The 16712-nt window shown below is 36.0% G+C and carries 19 protein-coding genes and 1 pseudogene; 15 read left to right on the top strand and 5 right to left on the bottom strand.

Translation table 11 applies throughout. The features are described 5' to 3' along the window. Window positions 1-5 precede the first annotated feature (5 nt). The 9 genes from ACFQU5_RS19140 to ACFQU5_RS19100 all read left to right on the top strand — a co-directional run bounded on the left by ACFQU5_RS19140 (window position 6) and on the right by ACFQU5_RS19100 (window position 5615). On the top strand, window positions 6-491 hold the full coding sequence (locus ACFQU5_RS19140; protein ID WP_390291636.1) for a Na+/H+ antiporter subunit E: 486 nt from the start codon (window positions 6-8) through the stop codon (window positions 489-491). Further along, window positions 488-772, top strand: coding sequence for a Na(+)/H(+) antiporter subunit F1 (locus tag ACFQU5_RS19135; protein ID WP_390291634.1), 285 nt, complete (start codon window positions 488-490; stop codon window positions 770-772). The genes ACFQU5_RS19140 and ACFQU5_RS19135 overlap by 4 nt, the downstream gene beginning before the upstream one ends. After that, complete coding sequence (locus tag ACFQU5_RS19130; protein WP_390291632.1) at window positions 750-1148, top strand: Na+/H+ antiporter subunit G; 399 nt, start codon at window positions 750-752, stop codon at window positions 1146-1148. Before ACFQU5_RS19135 ends, ACFQU5_RS19130 begins: the two co-directional genes overlap by 23 nt. A 381-nt stretch (window positions 1149-1529) precedes the next feature. Beyond that, window positions 1530-1901: a GntR family transcriptional regulator gene (locus ACFQU5_RS19125; RefSeq protein ID WP_390291630.1), complete on the top strand. Its 372-nt coding sequence runs from the start codon at window positions 1530-1532 to the stop codon at window positions 1899-1901. Window positions 1902-1905: 4 nt separating this feature from the next. Then, window positions 1906-2796: an ATP-binding cassette domain-containing protein gene (locus ACFQU5_RS19120; RefSeq protein WP_390291629.1), complete on the top strand. Its 891-nt coding sequence runs from the start codon at window positions 1906-1908 to the stop codon at window positions 2794-2796. Then, entirely contained in the window at window positions 2780-3505 is a 726-nt protein-coding gene (locus tag ACFQU5_RS19115; protein ID WP_390291628.1) for a hypothetical protein, read from the top strand. Before ACFQU5_RS19120 ends, ACFQU5_RS19115 begins: the two co-directional genes overlap by 17 nt. Beyond that, a complete protein-coding gene (locus tag ACFQU5_RS19110; protein ID WP_390291626.1) occupies window positions 3502-4221 on the top strand; it encodes a hypothetical protein in 720 nt (239 codons plus the stop codon). The genes ACFQU5_RS19115 and ACFQU5_RS19110 overlap by 4 nt, the downstream gene beginning before the upstream one ends. Window positions 4222-4246: 25 nt before the next feature. Continuing rightward, window positions 4247-5062, top strand: a complete 816-nt coding sequence (locus ACFQU5_RS19105) for a metallophosphoesterase (protein WP_390291625.1) — start codon at window positions 4247-4249, stop codon at window positions 5060-5062. 13 nt (window positions 5063-5075) lie between these two features. After that, the gene (locus tag ACFQU5_RS19100) at window positions 5076-5615 is read left to right on the top strand and encodes a GNAT family N-acetyltransferase (RefSeq protein WP_390291623.1); all 540 of its coding nucleotides are present in this window, start codon (window positions 5076-5078) and stop codon (window positions 5613-5615) included. A gap of 226 nt (window positions 5616-5841) precedes the next feature. On the opposite strand, the gene ACFQU5_RS19095 is transcribed toward ACFQU5_RS19100, so the two are convergent. Next, window positions 5842-7029, bottom strand: coding sequence for an alanyl-tRNA editing protein (locus ACFQU5_RS19095; RefSeq protein WP_390291621.1), 1188 nt, complete (start codon window positions 7027-7029; stop codon window positions 5842-5844). A 225-nt stretch (window positions 7030-7254) separates the two neighbouring features. Here ACFQU5_RS19095 and ACFQU5_RS19090 point away from each other — a divergent pair, with 225 nt between their 5' ends. The 3 genes from ACFQU5_RS19090 to ACFQU5_RS19080 all read left to right on the top strand — a co-directional run bounded on the left by ACFQU5_RS19090 (window position 7255) and on the right by ACFQU5_RS19080 (window position 10265). Beyond that, window positions 7255-8232, top strand: coding sequence for a BMP family lipoprotein (locus tag ACFQU5_RS19090; protein WP_390291619.1), 978 nt, complete (start codon window positions 7255-7257; stop codon window positions 8230-8232). Between the two features lie 12 nt (window positions 8233-8244). Next, a complete protein-coding gene (locus ACFQU5_RS19085; RefSeq protein ID WP_390291617.1) occupies window positions 8245-9894 on the top strand; it encodes a methyl-accepting chemotaxis protein in 1650 nt (549 codons plus the stop codon). 71 nt (window positions 9895-9965) lie between these two features. Next, entirely contained in the window at window positions 9966-10265 is a 300-nt protein-coding gene (locus ACFQU5_RS19080; protein WP_390291615.1) for a DUF6509 family protein, read from the top strand. A gap of 471 nt (window positions 10266-10736) precedes the next feature. Here ACFQU5_RS19080 and ACFQU5_RS19075 read toward each other — a convergent pair whose 3' ends face one another. The 4 genes from ACFQU5_RS19075 to ACFQU5_RS19060 all read right to left on the bottom strand — a co-directional run bounded on the left by ACFQU5_RS19075 (window position 10737) and on the right by ACFQU5_RS19060 (window position 13514). After that, on the bottom strand, window positions 10737-11207 hold the full coding sequence (locus ACFQU5_RS19075) for an S-ribosylhomocysteine lyase (protein ID WP_390291613.1): 471 nt from the start codon (window positions 11205-11207) through the stop codon (window positions 10737-10739). Between the two features lie 12 nt (window positions 11208-11219). Beyond that, complete coding sequence (locus ACFQU5_RS19070) at window positions 11220-11960, bottom strand: amino acid ABC transporter ATP-binding protein (protein ID WP_390291689.1); 741 nt, start codon at window positions 11958-11960, stop codon at window positions 11220-11222. Between the two features lie 16 nt (window positions 11961-11976). Then, on the bottom strand, window positions 11977-12636 hold the full coding sequence (locus ACFQU5_RS19065; RefSeq protein ID WP_390291611.1) for an amino acid ABC transporter permease: 660 nt from the start codon (window positions 12634-12636) through the stop codon (window positions 11977-11979). 62 nt (window positions 12637-12698) lie between these two features. Next, complete coding sequence (locus ACFQU5_RS19060; RefSeq protein WP_390291609.1) at window positions 12699-13514, bottom strand: transporter substrate-binding domain-containing protein; 816 nt, start codon at window positions 13512-13514, stop codon at window positions 12699-12701. Between the two features lie 420 nt (window positions 13515-13934). On the opposite strand from ACFQU5_RS19060, the gene ACFQU5_RS19055 reads away from it, so the two are divergent. From ACFQU5_RS19055 to ACFQU5_RS19045, 3 genes and pseudogenes are all read left to right on the top strand, one after another. Then, window positions 13935-14654: a nucleotidyltransferase domain-containing protein gene (locus tag ACFQU5_RS19055; RefSeq protein WP_390291607.1), complete on the top strand. Its 720-nt coding sequence runs from the start codon at window positions 13935-13937 to the stop codon at window positions 14652-14654. Window positions 14655-14725: 71 nt separating this feature from the next. Next, window positions 14726-15037: pseudogene (locus tag ACFQU5_RS19050) on the top strand (DUF4279 domain-containing protein). Window positions 15038-15365: 328 nt separating this feature from the next. After that, window positions 15366-16547: a CaiB/BaiF CoA transferase family protein gene (locus ACFQU5_RS19045; protein WP_390291605.1), complete on the top strand. Its 1182-nt coding sequence runs from the start codon at window positions 15366-15368 to the stop codon at window positions 16545-16547. The last annotated feature ends 165 nt before the right edge of the window (window positions 16548-16712 follow it).

The raw sequence follows: 16712 nt of genomic DNA, 5'->3' as shown, positions 1-16712 counted from the left end.
GGTAATTGTTCGCACAGTTTTTATTGAATTTATTTCTTGCACTTTTGTGGCTGCTATTAGTGGATGAACCAGTCCCGCAACTAACAACATTCTTTACTGGATTCGTTGTCGGAATTGGAATCCTATATGTGATGCATCGATTTTTTGGAACGCAATTTTATCTTCGAAAGGTTATGAAAATTTTATATCTAATCCTATTGTTTATAAAAGAGCTACTGTCGTCCAGCTACATGGTTATTAAACAAGTGCTGACACCAAATCTTCAAATTACACCTGGTATCTTTACTTATAAAACAAGCTTAAAGGGAGAGTGGGAGGTTACTGCTTTAGCTTTGCTTCTGACGCTCACACCGGGCTCTGTGGTAATGGAAGTGTCTGAAAGTGGAGACGTCTTTTATATACATGCAATGGATTTAGAGGAGTCAAAAGAATCGATTATTCGGTCAATGGGGAAATTTGAAAAAGCAATTTTGGAGGTGACCGATAGATGAAAGAAACCATCTTATTATTGGCACTCACGTTTTTTATGATTGCCATTGCTTTGTTGCTATATCGTGTAATTGTCGGACCATCTATGCCAGATCGTGCAATCGCATTGGATACCATCGGAGTAAACTTAATTTCCGCAATAGCAATCGTTTCCATCGTTTTATCCACAAAAGCGTTTTTAGAGGCCATATTAATCTTGGGGATATTGGCCTTTATCGGAACAATCGCCTTTTCGAAGTATATTGAAAGGGGGGTTATCGTTGACCGCAAAAGAGATTCTTGAGTGGGTAGCTGTGTTTCTAGTGCTATTTGGCTCCATCATTAGTGTAATTAGTGCGTTTGGACTGATTAAATTGCCAGATGTGTATACAAGATCACATGCAGCAACGAAAAGCTCGACATTGGCTGTTTTGGCCTGCTTATTAGGTGCCTTCATCTACTTTTGGAGCCATGATGGATATGTAAGTATCCGACTCATTTTGGGGATAATATTTGTCTTTATCACGGCTCCTGTGGCTGGACATCTCGTATGTCGAGCGGCGTATCGTTCCCGGGTGCCCTTAGCGGAAAACTCGGGTGAGGATGAGTTGAAGTCCGTGTTATTTGATGGCGATCTAGCTGCTGTCACAATATCGGAAGAAGAATCCAAGGATAGGTAGTTATCCACAATTTTTAAGGGAATTCTTGAAAAGAATAGATACGCTAGTCTAAGCATCAACATTCACTTTTACTTTAAAAAGTGAATGTTTTTTTGTTTGTGGATAACTTTTTAGGTATTTTGAGGTGAATTGAAAATTTTTGATGTGGACAAGTACAGCTTCTTGGGATAAAGCTGTGGAGAAAGTCTAGAATGTGGATAGTCTGCTGAGGAATTGTGGATAAGATTTTTGGAGGGGGAAGAAAGATGGATGAATGAATTTCTTAAGTGGATAGTTAACTGGAATGGAATTGACAATTTAGACTAAATGAAATATAGTACATTACATCAGTAATGTACTAACTATCAAAGGGAATAATGCAACTCGAAAGGAAGAGCTTTTATGGATTTCAGCAATGATTCCACTACACCAATCTATATTCAAATCGCTGAATGGATTGAAAATGAGATATTGGCGGATGGCATACAAGAAATGGGAAAGGTGTATTCTCAATACCAGCTTGCGGAGCTTTTTAACATCAACCCAGCAACAGCTGGAAAGGGGTTAACAATTCTGCTTGAAAATGAAATCCTATATAAAAAACGTGGACTAGGAATGTTCGTCCAGGGAGGGGCAAAAGAATTGATACTAGCAAAACGAAGGGATGAAAAGCTGTCAAAACTTGCGAAAGAAATCGTACAGGAAGCAAAACGGTTATTTGTTTCAGATGAGGAGCTTATCGATTTAATAAAAAAGGTTCAAAAGGAGGGGTGATATCATGAGGGAAATAGTTTGCAGTCAAATTGAAAAAAGTTACCGCAATAATAGAGCGGTAAACAAACTATCTTGTTCAATTGAAGGTGGAAAAATAATTGGTTTAATCGGACGCAATGGTGCTGGGAAGTCAACATGGCTAAAGCTTTTAGCGGGTCACTTAAAACCAAGTGATGGGGAGATTCGAATTTTTGGTGAAAATCCTTTTAACAATTTGAAAGTAGCTTCAAACTTGATTTTAATAGAGGACACAATGACATTTCCATCCTTTTTGAACCTTGGGGAGTTATTTAAAATGGCAAGTGAATTTTATCTTAATTGGCAAGGAGAACTTGCTAAGAGGTTGCTAGCTTACGCGGACATTCCACTAAATAGCTATCACCATCTTCTATCAAAAGGTCAAGCATCAACATTTAATCTAATTTATGGTCTTGCTGCTAGATGTGCAATTACATTACTAGATGAACCGATGAATGGGATGGATGAGGGAATTCGTTCAGATATGTACCGTGCTATTTTAAAGGAGTATATTGCATATCCTCGTACAATTATCATTTCTAGTCATTATCTACAAGAGATTGAACATTTACTGGAGGAAATTATGCTGATTGATGGCGGGGAAATAGTGCTGCATTCATCTCTTGAAGAAGTAAATCAAATGCTGGTGCGTCTAACTGGAGAGGTAAATGCTATAAAAGAAATGACTGGTTATCAAGATATGCTCTATGAAAGACAGAGTGCTATAAGTTATGAAGCAATTATTGAAAGGAATAAGCTCGATCTAACATATGCTGAGCAGACAAATGTTCTTATCCAATCTCTATCCGCTAGTGAAGTATGTAGACTTTTAACTAATAAATCGAAGGGTGGAATTGACGATGTCTTTAAGTCATAAAACAATCTCGCAAGTTGTTTTAATGCAAACTAAATGGAAGATTAAGACTTATAGTCATTGCCTGATTCACCTATTGATTCTACAAATTTTAATGTGCTTCTTTAATTATGGTAGTGGTAGCGGCATGTCTAAAAGGGGTAATGAGACATTTACTGTACAGACAAATTTCTATAGTTTGGATGTATTTTTAATGGCTGCTTGTTTATGGGCATTTATTATAGCCTTTTTATTACAAACAAAGGGTATTCGGCAGGTTGATCTATCTATTGTAACAAATCGAGCAACGGGTAGTATTGCAAATGCTCTGGTTCTAATTATTTATAGTTTTCTCGCTACAATCGTAATCTATATGTCACTTTATATAATAGTAGCATTCATCCAGCTATTTAAGGGGATTTACATGTATCCTGATGTAAGTTTGTTTAATTTCATGTATTTCTTTATATCGTTTTTCATGATATTACTTGCGGCTTCAAGCGGCTATTTTATGTCGTCGCTTTTTAATCTCTCAATGACTATAGGTGGTTTCTTTGTGCTGATCCTTGGGTATTTCATTTTCCGCGTTTTAGATGAACAACTATTAACGCTTTTATATTTTTATCTTGAAGCAGGCTACTTATCATTTACAGTAAAGGCACTGATATCAGCTATACTCTTGTTTGTCCTACCAGTTGTATTTCTTAATTGGAAAGAGGTGGTTAGAAGATGACTTTATTATTAATACTAGTAATTTTGGTTTTTGTTTTCTTTTCTCTCTTTCTATCTGTCTCAAAAGGAAAGAAAATAAGAAAGAATTTCTGGACAGTAAAAAGAATAGGTATAGTAATCATAGTTTATATTGGGCTAGGTTTAATGGCCTTAACGTATTTATCTTTAGCTAGCAGCGATGAATACAACATTGTGTCCACAGCGGAAGTACAGGAAATTATTAAAGATGAAAGACAGTTCTATAATTATATTGCTGAAAAGCGGGAAGTTAAGTTTAATGAAAAATATCTAGTGGATGATTGGTCCATGGAATTGTCATCAGACGAGGTAACCTTTATAAGAGAATCAGAAGATACGTATGGGCGAGTTTTTGTCTTAATTGATTGGCGAGATGATGCAACTTCAAATAAGATCTATGCAAAAACCTATCAAATTCCGCATATCAATAGTGGAATCGATTTAACAAAAGAAATTACAGAAGATCAATTTGAATTTACCGGTGATCAATTTATTGTGAAGAAGCCATCTCCATCTGCTCAACAGTTTACTTTCAATAGCATCAGCGCAAAAATCGAAATGCTTGAATGGAATATTCCAACACTGTATTCAGACGAGTACGTAGTTGACAATTCTGTAACAGGTTCTACGTTTCTTCACTTGAATGTTCCAAATCATGTTACTATTATTGATGAGGGTGAGCTTCGGTTTTACCCATAATCTTTAAATGAATTGAGCGAGTGCTTTGAAAAAACTGTTTAAATTTTGCCTTTTTATAATAGCAATCTACTTATTTTTATATATAAACAACCATTGGATCGTCACGACTGAGCATGTTTATGAATCAGAGAAGGTTCCAGAAAGCTTTGATGGCTTTCGCATTACACAAGTCTCTGATTTACATGATGCCTTGTTTGGGAACCAGCAAGAAAAACTGGTGAAAAAAGTGGAGGCAACTAATCCGGATGCGATTTTTATTACGGGGGATGTCATTGACAGCAATCGCTATAATTTAGAACAGAGCCTACAAGCAGTCAGGCCATTGGTGGAAATCGCTGATGTTTACTATGTGATTGGGAATCATGAGGTGGCCACTAACAAAGTTCAAGAAATATATAATGCCCTGAAGGCAATCGGTGTTCATGTTATGCCGAATACGTCAACAACCATAGAGCGAGAAGGGGAACAAATTTCAATTATTGGAATTGAAGACCCCCTTAATGGCCATGAAACACAGGATATGTTAAGTACCGCTTTGGAAGATGTGAACCAAGAGAATCTAACAGTTCTTTTAGCCCACCGACCTGAAAAATTCAATACGTATGTCGCAAATAATATGAATCTTGTATTCTCTGGTCATGCCCATGGGGGGCAAATTCGGCTGCCTTTCGTTGGAGGGCTTGTGGCACCTGGACAAGGATTTTTGCCGAAATATACGGCTGGAACTTTTGAAGATGGGGAAACAACCATGAATGTTAGCCGAGGTTTAGGGAATAGTACAGTGCCTTTCCGGATATTTAATCTACCGCAACTTGTGGTCTTCGAGCTAAAATCGAAATAAGGGGGATGGATTCATGTTTATGTATCCGGTTGATGAAGAAATTAATTTAAGACTCGTTACCGAACGAGATGCGGAAGAAATATTTCAAATGATCGATTCCTCTCGTACACATTTACGTGAGTGGCTCGGCTGGTTAGATTATTCAACGAAAGTTCAAGATACGTTGGTCAACATCAAAAACAATCTAATTCAATTTCTATCAAATGAAGGATTGGACACGGCCATTGTTTTTAAAGGGAAAATTGTTGGGAAAATTGGTTTTAATAAAATCAATAAAGCGAACAAAACTGCCTATGTTGGTTATATGCTGGATGAAGCGTTTCAAGGAAAAGGAATTATGACAAGAGCGACTAAAGCAATTGTCAAAATAGCCTTTGAAGAATATGGGTTAAATAAAGTTGAGATTCATGTAGCTACAGAAAATATCAAAAGTCGCAATATCCCTAAAAGACTAGGTTTTAAAGAAGAAGGAACCATTCGCAGTGCCGAATGGCTATATGACCATTACGTAGACCATGTTGTATATGGCATGTTACGCGACGAGTGGAAGTAAAAAGAGGAGCCGTCATATATATCAGACGGCTCCTTTTGTTTCTATTTGTATTTTGTTTTGTGATAAAAGCCCAAAAGAGCGTACTATGAAACAAAGCGGGTCTTCAAAAGGTCGATGAAAGCCCCAAAGAGCGTAGTATGAATGAAAAGTTGCCTTCATTCATTCATTTTCATGTAACTAACACACCCTTTATAATTGGTGATATACCCAAAAAAAGTCCTTACAACTACTTTACAACCAACTTCTTCATTTCCTTCAATAACTCCACAGAAGAAATACATTTTTCCCCGCCACCTTGAACGAAAGCATCATTTCCGCCACCTTTTCCATTAATTAATGGTAGAAGGGCACCAGAAATCTCTTTCATGCTTTTATCAACCTGATTACCGCGGGCAGCGATAAATTGAAGTTTATCTTCGTTTTCTGCTGCTAGAAGACAAATTCCACCATCCAACTGTGAAACAACTGCGCGGCCAAGCCTTTGCAGAGCTTGTACGGTGCGATTTTCAAATGACGCGGCCACAATTCCAGCTTCACTCGCTGCAACAAGTTCCTTTGCTTCATACTCAAGTAATTGATTTTGTGCTTCTTCTAAAGCCTTTTCCATCGCCTTTGTATCATTAAAAATTTTGCGTAATGCTTCCGCGGCAGATTCTTCGGGTACACTCAATTGACGGGCCACGTCAGATAATACATTTTTCCGCATCGCTAGTTGTTGTAACACTCGGTTCCCGCAGACAAAGGAAACTCGTGTATTCTTTTTCATTTTTTCCGTACCCATTATTTTAATGGAACTTACTTGGCCAGTTGATGTGGGATGGGTTCCACCACACCCGTTATAATCATATTGCGGAATAATAACAAGTCGGATATCTCCATCCATGGAAATGTCTTTTCGCAAAGGATAATTAGACAATTCCTCTTTTGACACCCACTTTGTTTCTACAGGTCGATTTTCTAATACAATTTCATTTGCTCGTTTTTCTACTGCTCCTAGTTGTTCGTCGGTAATCTGGGCAGTGGCGATATCAATCGTGACAAGCTCAGTCCCTAAATGGAAGCTAACTGTAGGGATATCAAATAACTCCACGAAAGCCGCCGTTAAAATATGCTGACCACAATGCTGCTGCATAAAGTCAAAGCGGCGTTCCCAATTGATGTGGCCGGTTACTTCACCTTCAAGAGCCTCAATGTTTCCTTCAACATAATGCCGAATTTCATCTTCTACTTTTTCTACATCCACTACACAAAGATCTTCAATCATTCCAGTATCATGGGGCTGTCCACCGCCAGTTGGGTAAAATGCCGTATTTGAAAGTACAACATATGGTCGTGTATCTTCTTTAGCTGTGCGTACAACTTGTGCTGTAAATTGTCGCATCATTACATCTTGGTAATAAAATATTTCCCTCATAAAACAATTTCTCCTTTAAAACGAACCATTTTCCCTTATTGTTGCATATTCGTTAAAATGTGTCACTTGTATCGAAAAATTTATCTTCAATTAGAGATTTAACTATATCCATAGTAAAAATCATATTGTAAACTAAAATAGCGAAAAAATATCAAATATATATTGTTTTTGCATAATTTAGACAATATTTAAACGATAAAATATACATAAGTAGGAGTTATTTAAATGAAAAAATATGTCATTTTATTTACTGTTGCGATTTGTTTGGTGGTTCTTTCTGCTTGTTCAAATGATGAAGAAAGTACAGAACCAGATCGTATTAAAGTTGGAATCATGTTATCGGATGCAGGGTTAGGAGACCAATCATTCTCTGACATGGGATTCTCAGGTCTCGAACAAGCAAGGGATGATTTAGGAATTTCCTTTGATTATCGTGAATTACAAGATACGGGAACCTATGAACAAGGGCTGGAAGAATTGGTTGAGCAAGGAAACGATTTAGTTATCGGACTAGGTTTTTCAATTCAAGAAGCATTAGAAACCGTTGCTAAAAAATACCCGGATGTCTCTTTCTTAATAATTGACTCCCAATCGGAATTACCGAATGTTTATAATATTACTTTTAAGGAAGATGAAGGTTCATTTTTAGTTGGATTAGTAGCTGGTATGAAAACGAAAAGTAATGTTGTTGGATTTGTTGGTGGAGAAGACGTAGAGCTAATTCACAAATTTGAAGATGGATTTGCGGCAGGGGTGAAGGCAGTGAATCCGGAAGCGAAAATTTTATCTAGATATTCCGGAACTTTTGGTGACGATAAGCTAGGAGAAAGTATCGCCAAAGAAATGATTACTGCAGGAGCTGACTATATCTATCCTGCAGCTGGATTTACTGGAGTAGGGGTTATTCTGGAATCTCAAAGGGCCGGGACATATTCCTTTGGTGTTGACAGTGACCAGTTTTATTTAGCGGAAGGGTCAGTTGTGTCATCCATGGTTAAGCAGGTGGACGTTGCCATCTATGATACGGTAAAGGAATTAGTTGAAAAAGGCTCTATTAGTGAAAGAGATAAACAACTTGGCTTAAAGGAAAATGGAGTTGCCATTGCACCTATTCGAGTAATTAGCCTATCACCGAAAGAGCAGGATATGCTTGATCAGTACATTGAAGAAATCTCTAACGGAAAAGCTGCAATACTAGAATAGAGGGTGAAGAAGATGAAGTTAAAGCAAAAAATATTACTACTATCAATTATTCCTTTACTCCTCTCTACTGGGATTATTGGGTTTAATATAAGTCAATTATTTACGTTGCAGTCTTCAACGGAAGAAATAGTGAATTCGCTAATTTCAGTAGAAGAGTTAAATAGCTCGGCCCAGAGCTTACAAAAGTCATTGGATAGTTATGCTTTTAATATTTCCGAAAGCAATAAAAATAACATTGAACAAGATTTACAATCAGTGAAAGCTAATTATGATGAACTGGCACCATTTCTAATAAGTAAAGAACAAAAAGAATTTGGTGAAAAGATTGCACGTAAGTACGACCAAATTCTTAATGAATCTACACCAGCAGTAGAGGCGAATAACCAAGCTGAAATTAAGAGACAATCATTCAGAATAAAAGGGTTAGTCAATGATGTAATTGAGTTGAAAAGGAATATTTCCGCACAGTATAAACAAATGCAAAAACAAATACAAAGCAATATTACTTCCATCATCAATATCTCGGTTGTCTCAATTGCCATTCTGTTAATAGGAAGTATTGTCACAGCTTTCCTGCTAACTAATCGTATTGTTGGTCGTATTGAACAAGTGACGCGTAATGCCGAAGAAATTGCAAATGGCAATTTAGCGCTTGAACTTGAAGAGGCAAAAACAAAAGACGAGGTTGGTTCCCTACAGCAGGCATTTAAAAAGATGTCCGATACTTTAAGGGAATTTTTGTCCCATGTCCAAGATAGTTCAAGCCAAGTTGCGGCATCGGCCGAAGAATTAATGGCAAGTGCAGATGAAACAATGAAAGGTGCCGAATTAATTTCGGATTCAATTCAACAGGTTTCAGGTGGCGCAGAAAAGCAGTCCTTTATGTCAGTTGAATCTGTTCAATCCGCAGAAAAAAGTAAAGCTTATGTGGATGAAATCTCTATAAATGCAAACTTAGCCCAAGAATTATCCGTTTCAACAGGCAAGAAAACGGAACAAGGGTCAAATTATGTAGGAGTAACGGTTTCTCAAATGGAAAGAATTAATGAATCCGTTGAGGAAACAGATCATGCATTATCGATCTTGAACAATCAAACAAAGGAAATTGTTAAAGTCCTTTCCCAGATTACTGAGGTTGCGGATCAGACAAACCTTCTTTCATTAAACGCGTCGATTGAAGCAGCAAGAGCTGGAGAGGCAGGAAAAGGATTTGCTGTTGTAGCTGACGAAGTCAAAAAACTAGCCGATCAAACAAGACTACTGGTAGCCAATATTACAGGAATTGCAAAACAGATTGATGTAGATACTGAAAAAACGGTCACTTCTATAAATGATGTGAAGGAACGTGTTCAAAAAGGATTGGAAATCGCCTTTGATACACAAACTACTTTTGGTGAAATCCAAGAGGCGGTGGGACAAGTGCAAACACAGGTAGTGAATATCACGTCCATTTCAAATCAAATTGAAGTAGAGGTTTCAAAAGTATCGACACATGCGAAGGAAATGTCAGATGTTTCAAAACTAACTTCCGACAACTCAGCATCCGTAGCCGCTACTTCAGAGGAGCAGTTAGCCTCAATGGAAGAAATCTCTGGTGCAGCAGTTTCACTGGCAAATCTTGCGGAAGAGCTACAATTGCGATTGTCTAAATTTACAATTTAGTAAATGTATGTGTATTATAAAACTGTATACAATAACGTAATTTGCAAGAGAAGCATAAGGGAGTTTGATATATGGAGATTACACAATTTTCGATTGATGAAATTAAAGATCCAACAAACATTATTGAAGGAAAACGTTTTGAATTTCTTTTGGATATTGAAGTAGATGAAGAGGATGAGTTATATACAGAAGCAGGTATAGAGATTCGTGTCCTAGTCGGTCAAAAAACAGAAGATGAAATCTTTATCTTAAATTATTTCCTAATCGATAAAGGAGATAATTCCTATTTAGATTTCGAACTTGAAGAAGATGAAGAAGCAATGATTTTAAGCTTCTGCAAGGAAGAGTTAACGAAAGAAAATAACATATAATTTTAAGAGAGGTGCAACTAAAGGTTGTGCCTTTTTTCTATGGAGTTTTCAGGGGAGTATTAAAAATACAAATAGCCTAGCTACCAAAGTGGGCACCAGGCTATCTCACGTATAAAGGGAGCTAATGCCAGGAATGTTAGCTCTTAGCTCGTAAACAATCATACTTTATTTCTGCTGAAAATAGGGTAGTTTTACAAAGTCTTAATAATAATTAACAAAATTAATAATTGATTAAAGTGGATTTAAATTAGATATTAATGTTAATTCAAAAGTGTGCTGCATAGGGGGAAGGTACATATGTGGAAGGATATATTGATATGAGATCAACTGAATAAAAATAAAATCCTATAAAACACAGGAATAAATAAAATAAGGGAGATAAATATTAAAAAAAGCATTTCTCACCTTATTAATAATTAATAGAAGGAAAGAAATACTCTTTAAACGATATTTATCTAGTTATTTTAAGAACTATTCAGAGAACACGATATGCCATTCAGCACGTTTTTCTAAGAATTCTTGTGCTAATGCTTGTGCACCTTCCAAACTGTGGCTAGCAGCCCATCCACACTGCACTTCATTACAAGCAGGTACTGAAGTCGCTTCTAAAACGTCGTTTAATGTTTTTTCAAGTATATCTAATACTTCATCATAATTATTATGATTAATAAAAGATAAATAAAAGCCTGTTTGACAACCCATCGGTGATAAATCAACTACTTTTGAAGAGTGGTTACGAATACGATCAGCCATTAAGTGTTCTAAAGAGTGGAGCGATGGCATTTCCATGTGTCCTTTATTTGGTTGTTTAAAACGAATATCGTATTTCGTTACAACATCCCCTTTTTCTCCTTCTTTAACACCCGCTAGTCGTACATACGGTGCAACAACTTTTGTATGATCCAAATCGAAGCTTTCTACATTTGTTTTTTCTTTTGTCATATTAATCTCCTCCTAAATAAATTGCATAGAACGAATAAATGAAAGAATACGTTCGTTCTCTGTATTATTGAAAAACTGATCTGTATTTCCATTGAAAACGATTTCCCCGTTTTCCAAGAATAAAATACGGTCAGCCACGACACGTGCAAAGTTTAAATTATGCGTTACGATAATCATGGATTTATCTTCTTCTGCTAAACCTTTTAGCACCTTCAAAACTTCGCCTTCTAATTCCGGATCAAGCGCACTCGTAGGTTCATCAAATAACAGAAATTTAGGTTCCATTGCTAAAGCACGTGCGATGGCTACCCGTTGTTGTTGTCCACCTGATAATTGTGAAGGGAAGCTATCCTTTTTTTGAAGAAGTCCAACTTTATCAAGTAATTTTTCAGCAATTGGATAGATTTTATTTTTGCCTTTTTTTAGGACCGTAATTGGACCCTCTACGACATTTTCAATCACGGTCTTATGCGGGAATAAATTAAAGGATTGGAAAACCATCGCTGTACTCTGCCGAATTAATAGTTTTTCCTTTTGATTTAGCTTTTTAGAGAAATCTACTTTCAAGGTATCTATTTCTAGTATACCAGTTTGAGGTATCTCCAATAAATTGCTGCATCTTAAAAGTGTCGATTTTCCAGATCCTGATGGCCCTAGAATAACAGTTGTTGCTCCTTTTTCAAATTGTACATTGATATTTTTGAGCACATGATGTTCATTGAAATATTTGTTCATTTCTTTAAAAGCAACGATATTGTCCACTTCCTTTCTAGATATACTTAGAAGCTGATTTTTCAAGTTTATTTTGTATCGTTGTCAATACTGTAATGAATAGTAAATAAATAACTGCAACTAATGAATAGATTGCTAATGGTTCATAGGTAACTGCTGTAATTTGTTGTCCAATCATGAACATTTCCGCTATCGTAATACTCGCAGCTAAAGATGTACCTTTTACTAAATCGATAAAATTATTAGTAAGAGGTGGAAGAGAAATTCGCATTGTCTGTGGGGCAATTACTCTACTAAGCATTTGCCAATAAGTCATTCCAAGCGATTCTGCAGCTTCCCATTGACCTTTTGGGATTGATAAAATTGATGCTCGAATCGATTCAGAAGCATATGCACCGAAATTTAGCGAGAATGCAATTATGGCAGCCGCCCAAGAATCTAAGGAAAGACCTGCTTTTGGTAATCCATAGAAAACGATGAATAATTGTACGAGTAAAGGTGTTCCTCTAAAAATCCAAACATATGTACCAAAAATAAATTTTAAAATTTTAAAGTTTGATAGTTTCACGAGGGCCGTGATTATAGCAATAACTAATGCAATGGCGAACGAAATAAGAGACAATGGGATTGTTACTGTTAGTCCAGCCTTTAAAAGTGGCCAAAACGATTCTAATACAATTTCAAGTTCGCGGCTCATTTCTGTCATCCTTTCTAAACAAAAATCAATCGGCGGAGTAGATGCCGATTGATCCCGTCCTCTTATTGAGAAATAACATTTTCGCCAAAGTATTTTTCAGAGATTGCTGCAAAAGTACCATCTTCCGTACGTTTTGTAATGATATCATTTAAAGCTTCGCGAAATTCTTCATTATTTTTATTTAAAATTAAAGCAATATCCATAGCGCTTGTTTCGCCATCAATCAATTTTATCGGGGCATCAGGTTGTGTTTGTAAGTACGTTAGGAATGTCACGCGATCATGAATTGTACCATCTGCACGTTTTTGTAATACTAACTCAATTGAATTTGTTAGGTTTTCTGTTGGTACAATTTCAGCACCTAAATCACGTGCATCTTGTGCAAAATTACTTGTAACAGTTTGAGCTGCTGATTTTCCGGCAAAGTCTTCTAAACTATTGATACCAGAATCTTTAAGTACAGCTAATGTTCCAATAGACTTCATATAAGGAATTGTAAAATCATATTTTTCTTTACGTTCATCGGTAATTGAAATGTTGTTGATAACAAAATCATATTTATCCACATCAAGACCAGCGATTAAAGAATCCCATTTAACTTCAACATATTCTGCCTCAACACCTAGATCTTCTGCAATCTTAGCTGCAATTTCGTACTCAAATCCAGTTAATTCACCAGTTTTTTCATGATAGCTGAATGGTGGGAATGTACCTTCAAGGCCAATTGTAATAGTGCCTGATTCTTGAATTTGTTCTAATTTGTTTGTAGTTTCCTCTGTATCTGATTTCGCATTAGTTGTAGATTCCTCAGTACTTCCACATGCTGCTAATCCTACAACTAAAAACGTTAATAGAATCACTGATAACCATTTCTTCAACTTAATTTCCTCCTATGTAAAAACCTAGTTTGTTAATATGTTTTATATAATATTACATGGGTTATTAAATTACAATAATATTTTGAAAAAATCTAATATTCACCCAATAATCATTTGACTAAGAGTTATCTTTTAAACTATTTCGGATTTATTTTTTTTATCAACTAATTAATTAAATGAGGTATTTCATCTTGAAAACTTTCCCGTAAATAAGCTATCAATTCCTGGTGGCGAGAGGGAATGAATATGAATTTGGAGTACAACTTGGAAGCATTAGGCATCATCGCAAACTAGTTTTTGTTGTAACTGGAGACAGTAGTCTTTTGCTTTAATCTTAGCTTTATATTTGTATTTTTTATTTACCGCACCGCTAAAATTGTATATAATTTCCAAGTGGTAAAAGCGAAGTAGGAGGGAATCATGAATAATCAAAAGAGACTTAAACCTATAGGTGCAGCCAAACATTTTGTAGATAAATATTTTCCAAATTGCGAAGGTGCACTACTAGCTGGAAGTGTTGTAAGAGGAGAAGCCACGGATACTTCTGACCTTGATATTGTAATATTTGATGATAAAATTTTAACCTCTTTTAGACAATCAATTATAGATTTTGAATGGGCGATTGAGGTTTTTGTACATAATTTAACTTCGTATAAACATTTTTTCGAAGCCGACTATAAAAGGGCAAGACCTTCTTTACCAAGAATGGTATCAGAAGGTTTCATCATTAAAGACCTTGGGGTTATTCAAGAGATTAAAAGGGAAGCGAATAATATTTTAAGCGAAGGACCCGAAAAATGGTCAACGGAGGTAATAGAATTCAAAAGATATTTTATAACGGACGCTCTGGAAGATTTTATCGGGTCAACTAACAGGGCAGAGGAGCTTATGATTGCCAATACCTTGACTAATCTTATCCAGGAGTTTGTATTAAGGAGTAATGGCCGTTGGGTGGGTTCTTCAAAATGGGTTATTCGTGAATTAAATAACTTTAATGTAGATTTCACTAGTCAATATATTGATGCCTTTGACAATTATTACAAGCATGAGGATAAATTAAAAATTATTGAATTGGTAGATCAAATTTTACTCCCATACGGCGGACGTTTATTTGACGGATTTAGATTAGATTCGAATTAGAGGAGTATGGTTTTGATAAAGAGGTGACTTACTATGGAAAAGTATTGTACTAGACAAAGGCTTATTTTACTTTGTATGGTGGTAATTTTCCGATAAAGGAGTTTACAAAGGAGATAGGAATAGAGCCGACTCAAAGCTATAGAAAGGGAGAGGAATTTACACAGGGTAAAAACAAACACATCAGATACGAAACAGCTTGGGAATAAAGTACTGATACTGTACTAACGGATCATCCGGAGGAACCCATTAACAAGATTGTAGACATCTTATTTAATTCAGAAGAAATTATCAATTTATATAGAGAGAAGTACAATTTAAAATGTCGTATTATGACGGTTATTTACTTTAATCAGTATCAAACGCATGGACTTGGTATTAATTAGTATGAATTTGATATTTATAATGAAAATATTAATGAGTAGCTTCATAAAAACATCTTTGCAAAATTAACCTATAAAAAACAAAAAAATTTTAGAAAAATAAATAACATAAAAGCTATGATTTAAAGTGATTAAATTTTGCACTTAAAAATCTCTCATGACAAAGCTTCCATCGTTCATATTTTCCACTTTTCCTCCATATAATTTTCAAATAATTATAAATATAATATTCCTGTGATATACAAATTTATGGTAAAACTGTTATAATACTGATAAGAAAATGTATTGTCTGTATTATAACATGATGTATTTTGTCTTAGGGGGATGGGAAATGCCAATTTTAAAGGGGTTAAAGATTCTCGATTTTTCTTCATTATTGCCAGGTGCTTTTACGACTATGATGTTTGCAGATTATGGAGCGGATGTAATCCATATTGAATCTTCCCGAAGAGTAAATATGATGCGAATTATGCCACCATATAATGAGGATAAGGAGTCCTATATTCATCAACATTTAAACCGTTCTAAGAAATCGCTTACACTTAATTTGAAAACACCCGAAGCCCTCGAAATCGTGAAATCCTTAATTCAGGAATATGATATAGTCATTGAAGGGTTTCGACCAGGGGTAATGGAGCGTCTGGGTCTTGATTATGAGTCTTTAAGGGCAGTAAATCCTAAACTTATTTATTGTTCCATCACAGGCTATGGACAGACCGGTCCCTATCAACAACGTCCTGGGCATGATAACAACTACCTTTCAATTGCGGGGGTCCTTGATCATTCACGTTTTAAGGGTAAAAAGCCGGTTGCTATGGGGATACAAATTGCCGATATTGCCGGTGGGACATTGCATGCAGCAGTAGGGGTGCTAGCTGCAGCTCTACACCGCGAACAAACAGGTGAAGGGAAATATATTGATGTTGCCATGACAGATGCAGCATTTACTTTCAATGCTTTATATGGAACTTCCTTTTTAACAAGTGGACAATTGCCGAAGCCGGAGGAAGAAATCTTAAACGGAGGAACCTTTTATGATTATTATCAAACAAAGGATGGACGTTATTTCTCTGTCGGAAGCTTAGAGCCGCAATTTAGAAAACTATTGTGTGAGGCGCTCGATATACCGGAGTTAATTCAAAGTACATTCAATGATTCATCCTATACGCAAAAGCGGTTTAAAGAAGCCATTAAAGATGCGTTTCTAACTAAGAATTTTGACGAATGGCTCGATATTATCCAAGATTTCGAGGGCTGTGTTGAACCTGTTTTAACATTTGAAGAAGCTTGTAATCATCCACAAATTCAAGCACGCCATATGGTTGTTGACGTTCCTGAACCTAACGGAAATATTCAGAAGCAAATCGGGGCAGCCATTAAATTTGATCAAATGGAACCTGTATATAACTTTGTTGGCGCTAAGTTAGGTGAACATACACATGAAATCTTAACAACTATCGGGTATTCCGAGGAACAAATTAATTCGTTAAAAGAAAGTGGAATTTTAGAGTAATTAGTGCAAGAAAGGGGCTGTCCAGAAATTAAGTAAGTGTCTGGACAGCCAGATTTTTTCCTGTGGTTGCCACAACAAAGTGTCTTTATCCCCATCGAAATTGTGAGGTCTTATATTGGCCTTTACGTCTCCTTTTTTTGAAACTTTTTCATAATATAATACGTA

Origin of the sequence: Ureibacillus sp. GCM10028918 (assembly GCF_042666115.1) — a bacterium.
In the GTDB taxonomy this organism is placed as follows: domain Bacteria; phylum Bacillota; class Bacilli; order Bacillales_A; family Planococcaceae; genus Ureibacillus.
The sequence above is the reverse complement of the archived record's forward strand: the minus strand, read 5'-3'. Positions and strand labels throughout refer to the sequence as shown.